17 protein-coding genes are annotated in these 18,103 nt (G+C 72.0%); 11 read left to right on the top strand and 6 right to left on the bottom strand.

Annotation, left to right across the window (positions count from 1 at the left end; genetic code table 11):
- The first annotated feature begins 43 nt into the window (after nucleotides 1-43).
- From ACGFRF_RS12475 to mscL, 6 genes are all read left to right on the top strand, one after another.
- Entirely contained in the window at nucleotides 44-1,549 is a 1,506-nt protein-coding gene (locus ACGFRF_RS12475; protein ID WP_393739357.1) for a potassium/proton antiporter, read from the top strand.
- Nucleotides 1,550-1,817: 268 nt separating this feature from the next.
- Nucleotides 1,818-3,113, top strand: coding sequence for an MFS transporter (locus ACGFRF_RS12470; RefSeq protein WP_393738915.1), 1,296 nt, complete (start codon nucleotides 1,818-1,820; stop codon nucleotides 3,111-3,113).
- Nucleotides 3,114-3,180: 67 nt separating this feature from the next.
- Complete coding sequence (locus ACGFRF_RS12465; RefSeq protein WP_393738913.1) at nucleotides 3,181-3,483, top strand: FmdB family zinc ribbon protein; 303 nt, start codon at nucleotides 3,181-3,183, stop codon at nucleotides 3,481-3,483.
- 100 nt (nucleotides 3,484-3,583) lie between these two features.
- A complete protein-coding gene (locus ACGFRF_RS12460) occupies nucleotides 3,584-4,417 on the top strand; it encodes an S-methyl-5'-thioadenosine phosphorylase (RefSeq protein WP_393738911.1) in 834 nt (277 codons plus the stop codon).
- A 187-nt stretch (nucleotides 4,418-4,604) separates the two neighbouring features.
- Nucleotides 4,605-5,189, top strand: coding sequence for a hypothetical protein (locus tag ACGFRF_RS12455; RefSeq protein ID WP_393739355.1), 585 nt, complete (start codon nucleotides 4,605-4,607; stop codon nucleotides 5,187-5,189).
- A gap of 138 nt (nucleotides 5,190-5,327) precedes the next feature.
- Complete coding sequence (gene mscL / locus ACGFRF_RS12450) at nucleotides 5,328-5,804, top strand: large conductance mechanosensitive channel protein MscL (protein ID WP_393738909.1); 477 nt, start codon at nucleotides 5,328-5,330, stop codon at nucleotides 5,802-5,804.
- Nucleotides 5,805-5,823: 19 nt separating this feature from the next.
- Here the strand turns inward: mscL and ACGFRF_RS12445 are convergent, their stop codons facing one another.
- A complete protein-coding gene (locus ACGFRF_RS12445; protein WP_393738907.1) occupies nucleotides 5,824-6,000 on the bottom strand; it encodes a hypothetical protein in 177 nt (58 codons plus the stop codon).
- Nucleotides 6,001-6,104: 104 nt separating this feature from the next.
- Here ACGFRF_RS12445 and ACGFRF_RS12440 point away from each other — a divergent pair, with 104 nt between their 5' ends.
- From ACGFRF_RS12440 to ACGFRF_RS12425, 4 genes are all read left to right on the top strand, one after another.
- Complete coding sequence (locus tag ACGFRF_RS12440; RefSeq protein WP_393738905.1) at nucleotides 6,105-7,343, top strand: low temperature requirement protein A; 1,239 nt, start codon at nucleotides 6,105-6,107, stop codon at nucleotides 7,341-7,343.
- A gap of 39 nt (nucleotides 7,344-7,382) precedes the next feature.
- Nucleotides 7,383-8,405 (top strand): P1 family peptidase, encoded by a 1,023-nt coding sequence (locus ACGFRF_RS12435; RefSeq protein WP_393738903.1) that lies wholly within the window; start codon nucleotides 7,383-7,385, stop codon nucleotides 8,403-8,405.
- Between the two features lie 166 nt (nucleotides 8,406-8,571).
- Complete coding sequence (locus ACGFRF_RS12430) at nucleotides 8,572-9,789, top strand: Ig-like domain-containing protein (RefSeq protein WP_393738901.1); 1,218 nt, start codon at nucleotides 8,572-8,574, stop codon at nucleotides 9,787-9,789.
- A 157-nt stretch (nucleotides 9,790-9,946) separates the two neighbouring features.
- Nucleotides 9,947-10,693, top strand: a complete 747-nt coding sequence (locus ACGFRF_RS12425; RefSeq protein WP_393738899.1) for a DUF6227 family protein — start codon at nucleotides 9,947-9,949, stop codon at nucleotides 10,691-10,693.
- 85 nt (nucleotides 10,694-10,778) lie between these two features.
- On the opposite strand, the gene ACGFRF_RS12420 is transcribed toward ACGFRF_RS12425, so the two are convergent.
- The 5 genes from ACGFRF_RS12420 to ACGFRF_RS12400 all read right to left on the bottom strand — a co-directional run bounded on the left by ACGFRF_RS12420 (nucleotide 10,779) and on the right by ACGFRF_RS12400 (nucleotide 16,970).
- Nucleotides 10,779-11,030: a hypothetical protein gene (locus ACGFRF_RS12420; protein WP_393738897.1), complete on the bottom strand. Its 252-nt coding sequence runs from the start codon at nucleotides 11,028-11,030 to the stop codon at nucleotides 10,779-10,781.
- 120 nt (nucleotides 11,031-11,150) lie between these two features.
- Nucleotides 11,151-13,346: a fructose-specific PTS transporter subunit EIIC gene (locus ACGFRF_RS12415; protein WP_393738895.1), complete on the bottom strand. Its 2,196-nt coding sequence runs from the start codon at nucleotides 13,344-13,346 to the stop codon at nucleotides 11,151-11,153.
- A gap of 160 nt (nucleotides 13,347-13,506) precedes the next feature.
- On the bottom strand, nucleotides 13,507-14,454 hold the full coding sequence (gene pfkB, locus ACGFRF_RS12410) for a 1-phosphofructokinase (protein WP_393738893.1): 948 nt from the start codon (nucleotides 14,452-14,454) through the stop codon (nucleotides 13,507-13,509).
- On the bottom strand, nucleotides 14,451-15,212 hold the full coding sequence (locus ACGFRF_RS12405; RefSeq protein WP_393739353.1) for a DeoR/GlpR family DNA-binding transcription regulator: 762 nt from the start codon (nucleotides 15,210-15,212) through the stop codon (nucleotides 14,451-14,453). The genes pfkB and ACGFRF_RS12405 overlap by 4 nt, the downstream gene beginning before the upstream one ends.
- A 213-nt stretch (nucleotides 15,213-15,425) precedes the next feature.
- Entirely contained in the window at nucleotides 15,426-16,970 is a 1,545-nt protein-coding gene (locus ACGFRF_RS12400; RefSeq protein ID WP_393738891.1) for an MFS transporter, read from the bottom strand.
- Between the two features lie 62 nt (nucleotides 16,971-17,032).
- Between ACGFRF_RS12400 and ACGFRF_RS12395 the strand changes: the two genes are divergently transcribed.
- On the top strand, nucleotides 17,033-17,995 hold the full coding sequence (locus ACGFRF_RS12395) for a helix-turn-helix transcriptional regulator (protein ID WP_393738889.1): 963 nt from the start codon (nucleotides 17,033-17,035) through the stop codon (nucleotides 17,993-17,995).
- The last annotated feature ends 108 nt before the right edge of the window (nucleotides 17,996-18,103 follow it).

The following is an 18,103-nucleotide window of genomic DNA, read 5'->3' as shown; positions in this document are numbered from 1 at the left end:
TAAGGTAACGAAGTAACCCGGAGAACTCAGGGAGGCACCGCCGCTGACTGTCCACCACCTCAACCAGCTCCTGCTCGTCTGCTCCGTCGTCCTGCTCGTCGCCGTCGCGGCCGTCCGGATCTCCTCCCGCAGCGGGCTCCCCAGCCTGCTCGTCTACCTGGGGATCGGCGTCCTCATGGGCCAGGACGGCATCGGCGACATCCACTTCAACAGCGCCGAAGTGACCCAGGTCATGGGATACGCGGCCCTGGTCGTGATCCTCGCCGAAGGCGGCCTGGGCACGAAGTGGAAGGAGATCCGGCCGGTCCTGTCCTCCGCCTCCGTCCTGGCGACGGTGGGAGTCGCGGTCAGCGTCGGTGTCACGGCGGCGGGCGCGCACTACCTGGTCGGGCTGGAATGGCGGCAGGCGCTCATCATCGGCGCGGTGGTGTCGTCCACGGACGCGGCGGCGGTCTTCTCCGTGCTGCGCAGAATTCCCCTCCCCGCGCGCGTGACGGGCACCCTGGAGGCGGAGTCCGGCTTCAACGACGCCCCGGTGGTCATCCTGGTCGTCGCCTTCTCCACGGCCGGCCCGGTCGAGCACTGGTACGCGCTGCTGGGCGAGATAACCCTGGAGCTGGGCATCGGCGCGGCCCTGGGACTGGCGGTCGGCTGGTTCGGTTCCTGGGGGCTCAGGCACGTGGCCCTGCCCGCCTCGGGCCTGTACCCGATCGCCGTGATGGCCATCGCCGTCACGGCGTACGCCGCCGGCGCACTGGCGCACGGCAGCGGCTTCCTGGCCGTCTACCTGGCCTCGATGGTGCTCGGCAACGCCAAGCTGCCGCACTGGCCCGCCACGCGCGGCTTCGCCGAGGGGCTCGGCTGGATCGCGCAGATCGGCATGTTCGTCGTACTCGGCCTGCTGGTCACCCCGCACGAGCTGGGCGACGACGTCTGGCCCGCCCTGCTCATCGGGCTGGTCCTGACCATGGTGGCCAGGCCGCTGAGCGTGGTCCTCAGCCTGGCGCCGTTCCGCGTGCCGTGGCAGGAACAGACCCTGATGTCCTGGGCGGGCCTGCGCGGCGCCGTGCCCATCATCCTGGCGACCATCCCGATGGTGAACGGCGTCGCCGGCAGCCGCCGCATCTTCAACATCGTCTTCGTCCTGGTCGTCGTCTACACCCTGGTCCAGGGGCCGACGCTGCCCTGGCTGGCGCGCAAGCTGCGCCTGGGCGAGCAGGGCGAGGCCTCCGACCTCGGCATCGAGTCGGCGCCCCTGGAGCGGCTGCGCGGGCACCTGCTGTCCATCTCCGTCCCCGAGGGCTCCCGGATGCACGGCGTGGAGGTCCACGAGCTACGGCTGCCGTCGGGCGCCGCCGTCACCCTCGTCGTGCGCGAAGGGAAATCGTTCGTTCCCTTGCCTACGACCGTGCTGCGGCGGGGGGACGAGCTGCTGGTCGTCGCCACCGACCCGGTCCGCGACGCGGCGGAACGGCGCCTGCGCGCGGTGGCCCACGGCGGCAAGCTGGCGGGGTGGCTGGGCACGGGCGGCGCGGGCAGCTCGCGTTGAGGGCTGCACCCCACCGTTGATCGCCCGGGAAATCCCAGGTGACCCCGTCCATGGTGCTCACTTTCACAGCCGTACGAGGCAATGATCCCTGTACCATGAAGGCGCACCCTGATCGAACCAACTCTGCCTGATGCAGAGCTGGCGCGACCGTATGGCGGCCGGAACGCCCTTGGCAGCGGCACCGGTATCTACCGCAGTTCCGCGCAAGAGGACAGCTCTCGGCGCCCCCCGCACGGGCGCGCTACCAGGCGGTAGAAAGGCACGGGCCGTGGCGTCCACGGTCACCACCGAGCCGGCGGAGAACCCGTCGGCGCCGTCCCGCCCGGGATACGGACAGCTGCTGCGCACCCGCGGCGCCTGGACGTTCCTGCTCCCCGGCTTCGCGGCACGCCAGCCGTTCGCGATGCTCACGATCTCCATCGTGCTGCTCGTCCAGCACACCACCGGCTCGTACGGCGCCGCGGGCGCCGCCGCGGCCGCCACCGGTGTCTCCATGGCGCTGTTCGCCCCGTACAGCGGCCGCCTCGCCGACCGCTACGGCCAGCGCGCCGTGCTGATCCCCGGCGTCCTGGTGCACACGCTGGCGGGCCTGTCCCTGACGGCACTCGCGCTGGCCCACGCGCCCCTGTGGGCATTGTTCGTGGCGGCCGTCCCCACCGGTGCCTCGGTGCCGCAGGTCGGCCCGATGGTGCGTGCGCGCTGGGGCGTGAAGCTGCAGGGCTCGCCCCTGATGACCACCGCGGCGGCGTTCGAGTCGGTCACGGACGAGCTGACCTTCGTCTTCGGCCCACTGCTGGCGACCGCCCTGTGCACCGCTGTGACGCCGTCGGCGGGCCTGGTCACGGAGGCCGCGCTGACCCTTGTCGGCGGCCTGCTGTTCGCCGCGCAGAAGGGCACGCAACCGCCGGTGGGTGCCGAGAGCGGGCACGCGCGCGTGCAGCACGCCTCGGCCCTGCGCGTCCCGGGCGTGCGTGTGCTGATCGTGACGTTCCTGGGCATCGGGTCCGTCTTCGGCGGGATGCAGGTGTCGCTGGCCGCGTTCACCGACTCGATCGGCGAGCCCGGCCTGAACGGCGTCCTGTACGGCGTCTTCGCGGCCGGCAACATGCTCTCCGGCATCGCCTGCGGCGCCATCGCCTGGAAGGCCGCCCCCCAGCGGCGCCTGGTCATCGGCTACACGGCGCTCGCGCTGACCGCCTCCGCCCTGTGGACGGCGCATTCGGTGCTGCTCCTGGCCGGCCTCGGCCTGCTGGTCGGCATGTGCATCGCCCCGGCGCTGATCACCGGCTACACGCTGGTCGAGGGCCTGGTCCCGGCCGGTGCCCGCACCGAGGCCTTCACCTGGCTGACCGGCGCTGTCGCACTCGGCCAGGCGGCCGCCGTCACGGTCGCCGGACAGCTGGAGGACCGGTTGTGGGACGGCGCGGGATTCCTGGTGCCCATGGCGGGCACGGTGCTCGCGCTGGTGACCCTGGTGGCGCTGCGCTCGCTGCTGGTCGCCCAGCACCTGAACCGGACCGTCGCACGTGGCGTCGGTCACCGCGTGCCGGTCACGGTGGACTGATCCCCGGGAATACGTCACTATGGACCCTCGTTAGCACTCATTGAGTGAGAGTGCCAGGAGGAAGACAGTGCCGACCTACCAGTACCAGTGCACCGAGTGCGGCGAGGGCCTCGAGGCGGTGCAGAAGTTCACCGACGACGCTCTGACCGAGTGCCCCAACTGCGGTGGCCGCCTGAAGAAGGTGTTCTCCGCGGTCGGCATCGTCTTCAAGGGCTCCGGCTTCTACCGCAACGACTCGCGCGGTTCCACGTCGAGCAGCAGCCCCGCCACCAAGTCCAGCTCGTCGTCGTCCGACTCGAAGTCGTCCTCGTCCTCGTCGACCTCTTCGTCGACGTCGTCGTCGAGCTCCGCCAGCAGCTCCGCCGCCTGAGACCTCTCACCCCGGGCCCTGCCGTCGTACGACGGCGGGGTCTTCGGCATGTCCCGCACCGGCTGCCCCGTGTTCCCCCGGGCCCGCTAATGTGCTGGTCATGGCGAACGCAGAGATCGGCGTAATCGGCGGCTCGGGCTTCTACTCGTTCCTCGACGACGTGACCGAGGTCGAGGTGGACACCCCCTACGGGCCGCCCAGCGACTCCCTCTTCCTCGGCGAGATCGCGGGCCGACGGGTGGCCTTCCTGCCCCGGCACGGCCGCGGCCACCACCTGCCGCCGCACCGCATCAACTACCGGGCCAACCTGTGGGCCCTGCGCTCACTCGGGGTCCGCCAGGTCCTCGGCCCGTGCGCGGTGGGCGGGCTGCGTCCCGAGTACGGCCCCGGCACGCTGCTGGTACCCGACCAGCTGGTGGACCGTACGAAGTCCCGGGCGCAGACGTACTTCGACGGGCTGCCGCTGCCCGACGGCACCGTGCCGAACGTCGTGCACGTGTCCGTGGCCGACCCCTACTGCCCCACCGGACGGTCGGCCGCGCTGAAGGCGGCGCGCGGGCGGGACTGGGAGCCGGTGGACGGCGGCACCCTGGTCGTCGTCGAGGGGCCGCGCTTCTCGACCCGTGCCGAATCGTTGTGGCACCAGGCGCAGGGCTGGTCGGTCGTGGGCATGACCGGTCACCCCGAAGCGGCGCTCGCCCGGGAACTGGAGCTGTGCTACACGTCGCTGACCCTGGTCACCGATCTGGACGCGGGCGCCGAGACCGGCGAGGGCGTCTCCCACGAGGAGGTGCTGCGCGTGTTCGCGGCCAACGTGGACCGGATGCGCGGAGTGCTGTTCGACGCGGTGGCGGCGCTGCCGGAGACCGCGGCACGGGACTGCCTGTGCGTGAACGCGCTCGGCGGCATGGACCCGGGGTTCGAGCTGCCGTAGGCCGCCTGGGGACAACCGAGCGGAATTCCCCGTTCGGGCGGGCGGGTTGTCCACAATCCGCCCGTGGTCCACCGGCTCCGACGGGATTCGGCGCGAGGCGTCATCGTGGCAGAGCAAGCCGAACTCCTCGTCGCAGGCGGTGATTCCCGTGCCTTCGCCCTCGTCGTCCCCCACCCCGTCCTCCCACTTGCTCCCCTCACCCCTTTCCGGCCCGCCCGCCGCTTCCCCGTTCCCCCCTCCCCTCCGTCTCCCGCGTCCGCTGGGCACGGACGCCCCGGCCACCTGTGAGGTACCGCAGTTCGCTCCGGTGCGCGTGCGCGGCGGGCGGTATCAGCTGCAACGGTTCGTACGGCATCGCAGGCGGGCCATCGCGGCCGGCCTCGCGGTGACGGCCGCCGCGCTGGTGGCCGCGGGACCGCGCACCGCGACGGAACCGCACCGGTCGGAGCGGGCCCGCGGGCACCCGGTCGCGGAGCCGGTACGCCGGCACACCGCGGTGGACGTGGTGACGGCGCCGGTGCGGATCGCCGACGCCGCCACGGTCCGGCTCCTGCGCGCCGGCGACCGCGTCGACGTCATCGCCGCGCAGGACCCGTCGACCGGGGGCGGTGCGCGGGTACTGGCGCGCGGTGTACGGGTGACGAAGGTGCCGGAGCCTCTGGAAGGCGCCGCCGAGAGCGGGGCGTTGGTCGTGCTGTCGGTGCCACGCGCCACCGCGGCACGGCTGGTCGGCGCGAGCAACACGGCGCGACTGGCGGTGACGCTGTGCTGAACCTTCTGGTGGCTTTTCCCTGCAGCTTGCTGTCAAGTCCCTCGATCGAGTTACAGAATGGGGTGCCCTGGCCGCACCGTGCCGTAGGTTGCGGAGGGCCCCATTCCACACCCTGTGCATGCGAGGAGAGTCCGCGAGGTGAGCGCGAAGAAGGAACCGAGCGTCTGGCAGGGCTTCAAGGCCTTCCTGATGCGCGGCAACGTCGTCGATCTGGCAGTCGCGGTGGTCATCGGCGCGGCCTTCACGAACATCGTCAACTCGCTGGTGAAGGGGATCATCAACCCGCTGGTCGGCGCGATCGGCACGCAGAACCTGGACAACTACAGCTCGTGCCTGAAGGACCCGTGCCAGGTGGGCGCGGACGGCTCGGTCAAGAGCGGGGTGCCGATCCTGTGGGGCTCTGTCCTCGGCGCGACGCTCACCTTCGTGATCACCGCGGCGGTGGTGTACTTCCTGATGGTCCTGCCGATGGCGAAGTACCTGGCCCGGCAGGCGGCCCGCAAGGCGGCGCGGGAGGGCACGAAGGAGGTCATCGAGGTGTCCGAGCTGGAGGTGCTCAAGGAGATCCGCGACGCGCTGGTCGCGCAGCGCGCCTCCGGCCACGACGAGCGCTAGCGACGCACCCGCGGACGGCTCAGAGGTGGTGGGGCGGCTTCTCGTCGAGGAAGCGCTTCAGGTCGGCGGCGCTGTCGCCGGCCGGGCGCTCGCCCCATCCGCGGTCGGTGTCGTCCGAGGACTGCTGGTCCAGCGGGTCGTCGAAGACCAGCGCGGGCTTCGGGTCGCGCGGCTCGGGTTCCGGGGCGGTGCTCATGCCCCAAGGGTACGGCCCCGCAGCGGCGGGCCGACGGAGTGCCGACTCCGCACCCCGATCGCTTGTGAGCCCGTTCACAAGATTTTTCTGCTGTTCTAAGAGGCATGACGTCCAGTTCCACTCCGGCGCCGGCCTCCTCGAGCGCACCGCAGTCGTCCGGCCTCCTGCGGCGGCTCACCGCGCGCGGGCGCGACGAGGTGCACCGGGTCTCCTCCCCGCTGGAGCTCTTCTTCGACCTCTGTTTCGTCGTGGCGGTCGCGCAGGCGGGCGCGCAACTGGTGCACGCCGTCGCCGAAGGGCATCCGGGCCCCGGGATCCTCAGCTACGCGATGGTGTTCTTCTCCATCTGGTGGGCCTGGATGAACTTCACCTGGTTCGCCTCGGCGTACGACAACGACGACCCGCTCTACCGGGTCGTCACCCTGGTGCAGATCGCCGGCGTCCTGGTCCTGGCCGCCGGTGTCTCCCGGGCCTTCGAGCACCACGACTACCTGATCGTCTGGCTCGGTTACGTGATCATGCGGCTGGCGATGGCCGCTCAGTGGCTGAGAGCCGCGAGACCGGCCTCGGGCGCGGAGCGGACCATGGCGCTCCGGTACGTCTCCGGTGTGCTGCTGTGCCTGGTCGGCTGGCTCGGGTTGATCCTGCTGCCCGAGCCCGCCCGGTCCTGGGCGTTCCTCGTGATGGTGATCGCGGAACTGTGCGTACCGCTGTTCGCCGAGAGGGCCCACGGGACCTCCTGGCATCCGCGTCACATCGCCGAGCGGTACGGCCTGTTCACGATCATCGTGCTCGGCGAGACGATCGCCGCGGCCACGATCGCCGTGAAATCGGCCGTGGACGAGCATGACGCGCTCGGCGAGTTGGTGCCCATCGCGGCGGGCGGGCTCCTGATCGTCTTCTCCGCGTGGTGGATCTACTTCGTGGTACCCATCCACGGCCACCTGCGCTCCAACCGGCAGTCGTTCCTGTGGGGCTACGGCCACTACCTGATCTTCGCCTCGGCCGCGGCGATCGGCGCGGGTCTGGAGGTGGCCGTGGAACAGTCGGTCGGCAAGGCGCACATCTCCACGCTGTCCGCCTCGGCGGCCGTGACGTTGCCGACGGCTCTGTACCTGCTGACGGTCTGGGCCCTGCACTCGCGGCACTTCAAGATCGGCATCGTTCAGCAGACGGTGCTGCCCGTCACCGCTCTGCTGGTGATCTGCTGCACCTTCCTGGGCGACTGGGGGGTGCTCGCGGCGGGGCTCGTGTCCTCGGCCGCGGTGGCGACCGGGGTGGTGCTGACCGCCCGCACGGCCGGCCGGGGCCGCGAGGCGGACTTCACCGCACCGGCCGGCTGAGCCGCAGGAGGCGTCGCGCACTGGGCCAGACTGACGCCCATGACAGTTGACGCATTGACGGACGTCGCCGGGCTGCGGGTGGGGCACGCCACCCGCAGCGGGGACGGTTGGCTCACCGGCACCACGGTCGTCCTCGCTCCCGAGGGAGGGGCCGTCGCCGCGGTGGACGTGCGCGGCGGCGGGCCGGGCACCAAGGAGACCGACGCGCTCGACCCGCGCAATGTGGTGCAGACGGTCGACGCGGTCGTGCTGACCGGCGGCAGCGCGTACGGGCTCGACGCCGCGTCCGGCGTGATGGCCTGGCTGGAAGAGCGGGGGCGGGGAGTACCGGTGGGGACGGACCCGGCACACGTCGTGCCGGTCGTGCCCGCCGCGTGCGTCTTCGATCTGGGGCGCGGGGGCGACTTCCGGGCGCGGCCGGACGCCGCGACGGGACGCGCGGCGGTGGAGGCCGCCGCGGCGACCGCGCCGGGAGCTCGGGTGCCCGAGGGGGGCGTGGGCGCCGGCACGGGCGCCGTGGCGGGCGGGCTCAAGGGAGGGGTGGGCACCGCGAGCACGGTGCTCGGCTCGGGCATCACCGTGGCCGCGCTGGTGGTCGCGAACGCCGCGGGATCGGTGGTGGATCCCGAAACCGGGGCGCTGTACGGGGAGTTGCTCCACGGCCGGGTGGAGTATCCGCAGGCGCGCGTGCACGAGGCCGCCCGTCGCCGGCTCGCCGAGGTCGCCGCCCGCAACGCGCCGCCGCTCAACACCACGCTGGCGGTGGTCGCGACCGACGCGAACCTCTCCCGGGCACAGGCGCAGAAGCTGGCGGGCACGGCGCACGACGGCATCGCACGCGCCGTACGGCCCGTGCACCTCCTGCACGACGGCGACACGGTGTTCGCGCTGGCGACCGGCACGCACCCGCTCGACACACACCCCTTGGCGCTCAACGACCTCCTCGCGGCGGGCGCGGACCTCGTGACGCGCGCGATCGTACGGGCCGTACGCGCCGCCGAGTCGGTCGAGGGGCCGGGAGGAGTGTGGCCGTCCTACGGGGAGTTGTACGGCGGGGAGTAGGGGTGGTGCGGGAGGCCCGGACGCGGGCGCCCACCGGCATGGATTGTCCCGGTTCTGTCACGTGCGGGCGTTCACGGGCGACGGAGGGAACCCAGTCGCCCGCCAGTGCCCTCTTTTCTCACGCACTGGAACGGATCGCGCACATCACAAGAACCTGGAGCAGCCCGTGACAACGCCGGACATTGCAGCGCGGCGCGCACTGGGGGCCTGTGCCGCCCTGATGGTCGGCGCCCTCACCCTGACCGCCTGCGGCGGCAGCGCCAACGCCACCGACGACGGCAAGGGGGGCAAGAACTCCCCCAAGACATCGACGGCGAAGATCGTGATCTCGGCCCGGGACGGCGCGACGGACGCGTCCATCAACGCGACCGGGGTGAAGGTCAGCGGCGGCAGGCTGACCGACGTGAAGATGACCGTGGCGGGGTCGGGGCAGTCCGTGCCGGGGGCGATATCGGCGGACGGCAGCAGCTGGAAGCCGAAGCAGCGGCTCGAGCGCGGGACGAAGTACGAGATAGACGCGACCGCCCAGGACGGTGACGGACGCACGGCGGCGGCCAACTCCATCTTCACCACCGTCACCACGGCCAACAGCTTCATCGGCACCTACACACCGGACAACGGCACCACGGTCGGGGTGGGGATGCCGGTGTCGTTCACCTTCGACAAGTCGATCACCGACAAGAAGGCCGTGCAGTCGCACATCACGGTCGACGCCGACAGCGGTCAGCAGGTGGTCGGGCACTGGTTCGGGGACCGGCGGCTGGACTTCCGGCCGCAGGAGTACTGGAAGGCCGGATCCAAGGTCACGATGCGGATCGACCTGGACGGGGTACAGGGCGCCAAGGGCGTGTCCGGGGTGCAGAAGAAGACCGTCTCCTTCACCATCGGGCGGTCGCAGGTCTCCACGGTCGACGCCGGCACGCAGACGATGACGGTGGTGCGGGACGGCAAGACGATCAAGTCGGTGCCGATCTCCGCCGGCAGCCCGCAGCACACCACGTACAACGGGCAGATGGTCATCTCCGAGAAGTTCGTGCAGACCCGGATGAACGGCTCGACGGTCGGCTTCGGCGGGGAGTACGACATCCCGGACGTGCCGCACGCGATGCGGCTGAGCCAGTCCGGCACGTTCATCCACGGCAACTACTGGTACGACAAGGGCAACCCGCCCTTCGGCCGCCAGGGCACCAGCCACGGCTGCGTCGGCCTCGCGGACGTGCAGGGCGCGCAGGGCGCGACGTCGGCCAAGTGGTTCTTCGACAACTCGCTCATCGGGGACGTCGTGATCGTGAAGAACTCCCCGGACACGACGGTGGCACCGGACAACGGCCTCAACGGCTGGAACATGTCCTGGAGCGCCTGGACAGCGGGAAGCGCCCTCTGAGCGGCGTCTTTTGACCGGACGACGGGCCGCGCGGGAATTTTTCGCGCGGCCCGCGCGTTTTCAGCACGTACGTTTTCTCGGTTCGCGGACATGATGTCCGACCGAGGGGCTACGGTATGCACCCACAAGGTGACATGCAGCAACGCCGGGAGAAGCCTTGAGCGTTCCGTACGAGACCGCAGCGTACGAACCAGCCGAGTCGCCCGAGTCTCCGGAGGAGCACCTCGCGCGACTCCTCGGCCGTGCCCTGAACTCCTTCGAGCTGCCCGACGACGTGATACGGCGACTCGACTGCGCGCTGGCGCACGACAGTTCGCTGCACTCCGCGCACCACAGCGCGGGGCTGCACCGTGAGACCTACCGGCACACCTGGCTGCTCGCCGACGGTTCGGCGGTCACGCTGTGGGAGCTGGCGCACAACACCACTCCGGGTGGCCCCCAGCAGCACGAGGTGTATGTCGACCAGGAGGAGCTGCAGACCGCCACGGCACGGCTGGGGCCGCCTTTGGACGCGCCGGACTTCGAGGTGCCCGCGCTGATGCGGCTGTGGGCGATTCCCGAGCCCCGGCATGTGTTCGCCTCCGACGACTCGGCGGACCACGTGCGCCGGCTCCTGCGCCGTGCGGAGAACCCCGACCGGCCCGGCGCGGACACGGCGGCGCTGCTGGCGACGGCGACCGCGCACCAGATCACGCAGGCGTTCGGACGGCCGGGGCGGGCCGGCCGCGTGGGGCTGAGCTACGCGCTGTACGAGCACGCGTTCCTGCTGCCGGGCGGCAGTGAGGTCTCCTTGTGGGAGGTCGAGCACACGGCCACCCCCGACGGGCGGCACATGTGCGAGGTGTACCTGTCCGAGGACGCGGCCCGGCAGGCCATGGAGCAGCGCGCGGCGCGGCAGGGGTAGCGCCGGCGTACCGCCTGCCCCCGCCTCGAGCGGCGTACCGCCTGCCCCCGCCTCGGTCGGCGGCTGCGGGCGCGCCGTCTGGCGGTCAGCCGTTGGCCAGTTGCCGTACGAGGCCTGCGAACGCGTCCTGTTCCGCGGGGGTCAGTTCGACGGACTCCTGCGGGGGGCCGATCCGGCGCTGGCGCGGCAGGGCCGGCAGGGGCGCGGCGCGGCGCCGTGCGGGAGCCCTGAGACCGGTTCGGCGCAGCAGGCGCCACAGGACGACGGCCCAGGCGGCGGCCGCCACCGCGAGGACGGCCACGCCGATCAGCTGGAGAGTCGGGACGTGCGCAGGCATGCGCCCCAGTACACACCACGGTCCGGGACTTTGGTCCCGGACCGTGACGTATCTCGCAGGTGCCGTGAACAACTCACAGCGAACCAAAGGGACAACAATCGCAGGGGGTTTGAGCGGCGGTCAGGCCGCCACCGGCTGCTTGGTCTCCTTCGGGGTGGTGGCCGTGTCGGCCGCGGGGTCGGCGGTGGTGGTCTCCGGGGTCTGCTTGCGCATCCCCTTCAGAAGGACCACCAGGGCCGTGGTGGCGCAGACTCCGGCCGCGATGGCGACCAGGTACAGGAACGGGTTGCCGATCAGCGGGACCACGAAGACGCCGCCGTGCGGGGCGCGCAGGGTGGCACCGAAGACCATGGACAGGGCACCGGTGAGGGCGCCACCCACCATGGCGGACGGGATGACCCGCAGCGGGTCCGCCGCCGCGAACGGGATCGCGCCCTCGGAGATGAAGGAGGCACCCAGCACCCAGGCGGCCTTGCCGTTCTCGCGCTCGGTCCGGGTGAACAGCTTGCCGCGCACGGTGGTGGCCAGGGCCATCGCCAGCGGCGGGACCATGCCGGCCGCCATCACCGCGGCCATGATCTTCATCGCCGAGTCGCTGGGGTCGGAGACGGCGATGCCGGCCGTGGCGAAGGTGTAGGCGACCTTGTTGACCGGGCCGCCGAGGTCGAAGCACATCATCAGGCCGAGCAGGGCGCCCAGCAGGATGGCGTTGCTGCCCGTGAGGCCGTTCAGCCAGTCGGTCAGGCCCTTCTGTGCGGAGGCGATGGGCTTGCCGATCACGACGAACATCAGGAAGCCGACGATGGCCGCGGAGATCAGCGGGATCACCACCACCGGCATGATGCCGCGCACCGCGGCCGGGATCTTCACTTTCTGGATCGACAGCACCACGCCACCGGCGATCAGACCGGCGGCCAGGCCGCCGAGGAAGCCCGCGTTGATGGTGACGGAGATCGCGCCGCCGACGAAGCCCGGGACGAGACCGGGGCGGTCCGCCATGCCGTACGCGATGTAACCGGCCAGGACCGGGACCAGGAAGCCGAAGGAGACGACGCCGATCTGGAAGAGCAGCGCGGCCCAGCTGTCGGCCTGGGTCCACACGAAGTGGTCCATCACCGACGGCGCCTTGTTGATCTTGTAGCCGCCGATCGCGAAGCCCAGGGCGATGAGGAGACCGCCGGCGGCGACGAACGGAACCATGTAGCTGACGCCGGACATCAGCCACTTGCGCAGCTTGGTGCCGTAGCCCTCGGTGGAGTCGCCCGCGCGCTCGACAGGCGTGCCGCCCGACGCCGCCGGGGCGCTCGTCTCGCCACGCGCCGCCTTGCCGCGGACCTCGGCGATCAGGTCGGCGGGGCGGTTGATGCCCGCCTTCACTCCGACGTCGACGGTCGGCTTGCCCGCGAAGCGGTCCTTGTCGCGTACGGGGACGTCGTGCGCGAAGATCACGCCGTCCGCCGCCGCGATCACCGCCGGGTCCAGCCGGGTGAAACCGGCCGAGCCCTGCGTCTCGACGACCAGTTCGACGCCCGCCTCGCGGCCGGCGTTCTCCAGGGACTCGGCCGCCATGTAGGTGTGGGCGATGCCGGTAGGGCAGGAGGTGACGGCGACGACGCGGAAGGGGCGCTCGCCGGAGCCGGCGCCCTCGGCCTGTGCCGGGGCGGGAGCGCCCGCCGCGGGCGCCGTACTGCCCGCCGCGGCGTCGGTGGAGGCCGCCACCGACGCCGCAGCGGTGTCCTGGGAGGCGCCCACGGCGCCTTGAGCGCCCTCAGCGCCCTGAGCGGCGCTCGAAGCACCCTGCTCCCCCGCGTCCGTTTCCCCGCCGGCGCTCTCGGCAGCGCTCGCCGCGGCGGCCGGCGTGCTCTCTGCCGACACCTCGTCCCCGCGGATCAGCGCCGCGGCCGTCTGAGCGTCGCCCGCTGTGCGCAGCGCGGAGGTGAACTCGGTGTTCATCAGCTGGCGGGCCAGCGAGGAGAGGATCGTCAGGTGGGCGTCGTCGGCGCCGGCGGGAGCCGCGATCAGGAAGATCAGATCGGCCGGGCCGTCCGCGGCACCGAAGTCGATGCCGGCGGCGCTGCGGCCGAAGGCGAGGGTCGGCTCGGTGACATGGGCGCTGCGGCAGTGCGGGATGCCGATGCCGCCGTCGAGGCCGGTCGGCATCTGGGCCTCGCGGGCGGCCACGTCGGCGAGGAAGCCCTCCAGGTCGGTCACCCGGCCCTGGGCCACCATGCGCTCGGCGAGGGCGCGCGCCGCCGCTTCCTTGGTGTCGGCGGACAGGTCGAGGTCGACCAGGTCCGCGGTGATCATGTAGCTCATCGCGGGCTCCTATGCACGCGTATCGCCCGGGGGGAGGGGCGGGCGGGAGAGGGGACGGCAGTGCGGTGGGGGGAGGTGGTGGGTGCGGGAGCGGCGGCGAGTAACGGGGAGCCTCGCCACGGCCGGTACGGAGCGGTCGTACGGCATCGGGTCAGGGCGTTCATGTCACCGGCTCCGTCAGTTCGCGTTCCAGCGGGATCTCGGCGGTGACGGTGACCGCGGCCGGGTCCAGGTCGGCCGGGGTCGGCATCACGCTGCCGGGGAGCTGGACGGCGGCGGCGCCGTGGGCGACGGCGGAGGCGAGGGCCTCAGGGCCGCTGCCGCCGGCGACGAGGAAGCCGGCCAGGGAGGAGTCACCGGCGCCCACGTTGCTGCGGACGGTGTCCACGCGCGCGCTGCCGAACCAGGCCCCGGTCTCCTCCACGAGGAGCTGGCCGTCGGCACCCAGGCTCGCGAGCACGGCGCGCGCGCCCATCCCGCGCAGTTCCTCGGCCGCCTTCAGCGCGTCGCCCACGGTCGTCAGCGGGCGCCCGACGGCCTGTGCCAGCTCCTCGGCGTTGGGCTTCACCACATCGGGCTGCGCGCGCAGCGCCCTCAGGAGCGCACGCCCCGAGGTGTCCAGGGCGATGCGCGCGCCTCCGGCGTGCGCCCGTGTGACGACGTCGGCGTACCACGAGGGCGCGAGCCCCCGGGGCAGGCTGCCGCAGCACGCGATCCAGTCGGCGTCGTGCGACTGCGCGCGCACGGTGTCCAGGAGGCGTTCCTGCTCCGCCGCCGACAGTTCGGGGCCCGGCGCGTTGATCTTCGTGAGTACTCCGTCGGACTCCACGAGCGCGATGTTCGAGCGGGTGGCTCCGGCGATCGCGACCGGCGCGGCCTCGATGCCCTGCGCGGCGAGCAGGTCGGCGACCAGCGCGCCCGGCGCACCACCCAGGGGCAGGACGGCGACCGTGCGCCGCCCGGCGGCGGCGACGGCGCGCGAGACGTTCACGCCCTTGCCCCCGGGGTCCATGCGCTCGGTCTCGGCGCGGATGACTTCGCCGCGCTCCAGGGCCTGGACCTCGTAGGTGCGGTCGAGGGAGGGGTTGGGGGTGACGGTGAGGATCATGCGCGCACTACTTCCGTGCCGCCGCGCTCGATGGCGGCGGTGTCTTCGGGGCTCAGCCCGCTGTCGGTGATCAGCAGGTCCACGTCGCTCAGGTCGCCGAAGCGTGCGAAGTGCTCCTGGCCGTGCTTGGAGGAGTCGGCGAGGAGGACGACTCGGCGGGCGGCGGCGACCGCCGCCCGCTTGACGGCGGCCTCGGCGAGGTCGGGGGTGGTCAGACCGTGCTCGGCGGAGAAGCCGTTCGCCGCCACGAGCAGCACGTCCGCGCGGATCTCGCCGTACGCGCGGAGCGCCCACGCGTCCACGGCGGCGCGTGTGCGGTGCCGTACGCGCCCCCCGACCAGGTGGAGCTGGATGCCCGGGTGGTCGGCGAGGCGGGCGGCGATGGGCAGGCTGTGCGTGACGACGGTGAGGGAGGCCTCCAGCGGGAGTGCCGCGGCGACCCGGGCCACCGTCGTACCGGCGTCGAGGATCATCGTGCCCTCGGTCGGCAGTTCGGCGAGGGCGACCTTGGCGATGCGGTCCTTCTCGTCGGCGGCGGTGGACTCGCGCTCGGTGAGGTCCGGCTCGAAGTCGAGGCGGCCGACCGGGATGGCGCCACCGTGCACCCGGCGGACCAGACCGGCGCGGTCGAGGGCCTTCAGATCGCGGCGGATCGTCTCCGCCGTGACCTGGAACTCCTCGGCCAGCGACAGCACGTCCACCCGGCCGCCGTCACGGGCGATCCGAAGGATCTCCTGCTGCCGCTCCGGTGCGTACATGTCCGTTCGCCTCCGACTCATGCCCGAACGTGTGGTTTCACCGTGAGGTTACGCTCGGACTTCGGGAAAGTAAACAGGTTCGGGCTGTAATCGGGCATGAACGGACTTCCGTTTCTGTCCGGGCAGCACAAGGGGGGGGCCCGGTACCTGCTCGGTACCGGGCCCCTCGCCGCGCGGGGAGAAAAGTCCTGCCTGGCCAGACCACCGCGCTGGTCAGGACACGAGTTCGCGCTCCTTCTCCGGCGCCGGGAGCTCCCCGTCGGCGGCGCCCTCGACATGCTGGGCCGGCCGCTTGGGCAGGGCGGACATCAGCACGAAGATCGCGCCCATGATCCCGGCGACCCACCACAGCGCGTGCTGGAAGGCGTGCACGAAGGCCGGGCCGACCTGGGCCCGGGTCAGCCGGTCGCCGATCTGACCGAAGAACACCACCGACACCAGCCCGAGCCCGAGCGCGTTGCCCATCTGCTGCACGGTGTTGATCAGCCCCGACGCGGAACCGGCGTGCTCGCGCGGCACCTCCGAGAGCACCGCGTCGGTCAGCGGGGCGACGATCAGGCCCATGCCGATGCCCATCACGACCAGCGGGAAGGCCATCTGCCAGGGAGCGATGGCGAGGCCGTAGCGGTGGGCCTCCCACAGGTAGAGCAGTACGCCCGCGCCCATGATCAGCGCGCCCGCCTGGAGCACCTTGCGGCCGAACCGCGGGACCAGCTTCTGCACCGACATCCCGGCCGCCGTCGACACCGCGAGGGAGAACGGCACGCCGGTCAGGCCGGCCCGCAGCGGCCTCCAGCCGAGGCCGATCTGCATGTACAGCGTCCAGACCAGGAAGAAGATGCCGAGCGCGACACCGAAGACGGTCTGTACGGCGATGCCTGCGGCGAAGCTCTTCACGCGGAACAGCGACAGCTCGATCAGCGGGGAGCCGTCCCGGGCCGCCTTGCGTCGCTCGTACGCCACCAGCGCCGCGAAGACACCGACCGCGCCTGCCATGGAGACGTGACCCCACAGCGGCCAGCCCAGCTCGCGGCCGCGGGTGAGCGGGTAGAGCAGCATCAGCAGGCCCAGCGAGACCAGCGCGACACCGACGAGGTCCAGCCTGAGCGCCTTCGGGGCGCGGGACTCGGTGATGTAACGGCGCCCCAGCAGCCAGGAGGCGATGCCCACCGGCAGGTTGATGAGGAAGATGGGCCGCCACTCCAGCCCGAACAGGTTCCACTCCGTCAGCAGCGCGCCGAGCAGCGGCCCCGAGACCGCGCCCAGGCCGACGATCGCGCCGAACAGGCCGAAGACCTTGCCGCGTTCGTGGGCGGGGAAGGTGGCGTGCACGATCGACAGCACCTGCGGCACCATCATCGCCGCCATGCCGCCCTGCAGGATGCGCGAGGCGACCAGCATCTCCGGGTTCACGGCGAAGCCGCACAGCGCGGAGGCGAGGGTGAAGCCGCCGATGCCGATCAGGAACAGCCGCCGGCGGCCGTGGATGTCGCCGAGACGGCCACCGGTGATCAGGCCGGCGGCGAAGGCGAGGGCGTACCCGGCCGTTATCCACTGGATCTGGCTGACGGAGGCGTGGGCCGTCCGCTGGATCGACGGGATGGCGATGTTGACGATCGTGACGTCGACCAGGTCCATGAAGGCGGCGGTCATGATGATCGCCAGGGCCAACCAGCGACGGCGGTCGGCCGGGGCGCCCCGGGAACCACCGTCGCCTGCGGCCGTCCGAGCGGGGTACGTCTGTTCCGTGGTGGTCATGCGCTCACGCTAGGACCCCACTAGGTCAGATCGTGTCCTACTTCTGCGGCATTCTCGTACCCATGACGACGGACACCCCGGCCCGGCTCCTGCAACTCCTCTCGCTCCTTCAGACCCCGCGCGAGTGGCCCGGCGGTGAGCTGGCCGAACGGCTCGGGGTCTCCCGACGTACCGTGCGGCGGGACATCGACCGGCTGCGCGAGCTGGGCTATCCGGTGCAGGCGACGATGGGTGCGGACGGCGGGTACCGGCTGGTCGCGGGCACGGCGATGCCGCCGCTGGTGCTGGACGACGAGGAGGCGGTCGCGATCGCGGTCGGGCTGCGCGCCGGTGCCGGGCACGCCCTGGAGGGCGTGGACGAGGCGTCGGTACGGGCCCTGGCCAAGCTGGAGCAGGTGCTGCCGGCCCGGCTGCGGCACCGGGTGGCCACGCTGCAGGCCGCGACCACACCGCTGACCAGCGGGGACGGGCCGAGCATCGCACCGGAGACGCTGACCGTGATGGCCTCGACGGTCGCGGGAAGGGAACGGCTGCGGTTCGCCTACTGCGACAAGGACGGCGGCGAGTCGCGACGGCTGACCGAACCGTACCGGCTGGTGTCCACCGGACGGCGGTGGTACCTGGTCGCCTACGACCTCGACCGCGCGGACTGGCGCACCTTCCGGGTGGACCGGGTGAGCGCGCCGTTCGCGACCGGAGTCCGGTTCGCGCCGAGGGAGGTGCCGGAGGGCAGCGCCGCCGAGTATCTGCGGCAGTCCATTCACCGGCGGCAGGAGACCTACGCGTTCGAGGTGCGGTTCGCCGCACCGGCGGAGCGGGTCTCCGCACGGGTACCGGCATGGGTCGGGGCACCCGAGGACGACGGTCGGGGCGGCTGCGTCCTGCGCGGCACCACCGGCGGCGCCATGGAGTGGCTGGCGGTGCGGCTGGCGATGGTGGGTTGCGAGTTCACGGTCCGCGAGCCTGCGGAACTGGCGGTGTGCGTACGGGAGCTGGGCGGGCGGTTGAGCCGGGCGGGAGGGTGAGCGGAGGCGCTCCGCGCGGACCGGGGGCGCATGCGCGACGGGGCCGCGGCCGCCCGCCCAGGCTGCGTAACTGGCGGTGCGCGTACGGGAGCTGGGCGGGAGGGCGAG

The organism is Streptomyces sp. NPDC048521 (assembly GCF_043199855.1).
Taxonomy (GTDB): domain Bacteria; phylum Actinomycetota; class Actinomycetes; order Streptomycetales; family Streptomycetaceae; genus Streptomyces.
This window is presented reverse-complemented; position numbering and strand designations above follow the sequence as displayed.

What these genes read in the sequence shown, in the direction of transcription:
- ACGFRF_RS12395 (WP_393738889.1), top strand. Translation starts at nt 17,033, where the DNA reads ATGACGACGGACACCCCGGCCCGGCTCCTGCAACTCCTCTCGCTCCTT.
- ACGFRF_RS12400 (WP_393738891.1), bottom strand. Translation starts at nt 16,970, where the DNA reads ATGACCACCACGGAACAGACGTACCCCGCTCGGACGGCCGCAGGCGAC.
- ACGFRF_RS12440 (WP_393738905.1), top strand. Translation starts at nt 6,105, where the DNA reads ATGACGTCCAGTTCCACTCCGGCGCCGGCCTCCTCGAGCGCACCGCAG.
- ACGFRF_RS12460 (WP_393738911.1), top strand. Translation starts at nt 3,584, where the DNA reads ATGGCGAACGCAGAGATCGGCGTAATCGGCGGCTCGGGCTTCTACTCG.
- ACGFRF_RS12445 (WP_393738907.1), bottom strand. Translation starts at nt 6,000, where the DNA reads ATGAGCACCGCCCCGGAACCCGAGCCGCGCGACCCGAAGCCCGCGCTG.
- ACGFRF_RS12420 (WP_393738897.1), bottom strand. Translation starts at nt 11,030, where the DNA reads ATGCCTGCGCACGTCCCGACTCTCCAGCTGATCGGCGTGGCCGTCCTC.
- pfkB (WP_393738893.1), bottom strand. Translation starts at nt 14,454, where the DNA reads ATGATCCTCACCGTCACCCCCAACCCCTCCCTCGACCGCACCTACGAG.
- ACGFRF_RS12435 (WP_393738903.1), top strand. Translation starts at nt 7,383, where the DNA reads ATGACAGTTGACGCATTGACGGACGTCGCCGGGCTGCGGGTGGGGCAC.
- ACGFRF_RS12415 (WP_393738895.1), bottom strand. Translation starts at nt 13,346, where the DNA reads ATGAGCTACATGATCACCGCGGACCTGGTCGACCTCGACCTGTCCGCC.
- ACGFRF_RS12405 (WP_393739353.1), bottom strand. Translation starts at nt 15,212, where the DNA reads ATGTACGCACCGGAGCGGCAGCAGGAGATCCTTCGGATCGCCCGTGAC.